At 73.6% G+C, this 838-nt stretch carries 1 pseudogene; it reads left to right on the top strand.

Annotated features, from left to right (window positions below):
• Positions 1 to 838: pseudogene (locus tag G5C65_RS37905) on the top strand (RHS repeat protein); the annotation flags it as partial.

Below are 838 nucleotides of genomic sequence, written 5' to 3'. Positions count from 1 at the left end.
GGCCGCGTGACGGCCCTGCACCTGGCGGGCGCGGCGCCCGACGGAGGCGACCAGCAGCTCATCCGCTACGCCTACGACACCCACGGCAACCTGACGGAGGTGGTCAACTCCACCGGCACGCCACTCCACTTCGGCTACGACGAGCGCGGCCGCATCACCTCCTGGACGGACACCAACGGCTCGCACTACGCGTACGCGTACGACGACGAGGACCGCTGCGTGTGGCAGTCCGGCGAGGCGGGCCACATGCAGGCGCACTTCGCCTTCGAGCCCCCGGACCCGGACACGGCCCGCCGTGCCACCGTCGTCACCAACTCCCTGGGCCACGTCACCCGCTACGAGGTGAACCCCAGCTGGCAGATCGAGCGAGTGGTCGACCCCCTGGGCGCGGTCACCCACACGGAGCGGGACCCGTACCACCGCCTCCTGTCCCACACGGACGCGCTGGGCCGCACCACACGCTGGGAGCGGGACGCGCGGGGCCACGTCGTGCGCCTGACCCGCCCGGACGGCACGCAGACGAGCGCGACGTACGACGCCGAGGGCCAGGTGGAGACCGTCACGGCCCCGGACGGCGGGTGCTGGCGGTTCACGTACGACGAGCGGGGCAACCGCACCCAGGAAACGGACCCGGCGGGCGGGACGACGCGCTGCACGTATGCGGCGAACGGCGGCCTGATGTCGGTCACGGACGCGCTGGGCGCGACGACGAGGGTGCGCTGCGACAGGGCGGGCCTCCCGCTGGAGATCACCGACCCGCTGGGCGCGACGACGGCGTACCGCCGGGACGGGTTCGGCAACCCGGTGACGGTGGTCGACCCGCTGGGCGGGACGACGC

This window comes from Streptomyces boncukensis, assembly GCF_011045075.1.
In the GTDB taxonomy this organism is placed as follows: Bacteria; Actinomycetota; Actinomycetes; order Streptomycetales; family Streptomycetaceae; genus Streptomyces; species Streptomyces boncukensis.
Note: the sequence above shows the minus strand (reverse complement) of the source record. Positions and strands in the feature narration are given on the sequence as shown.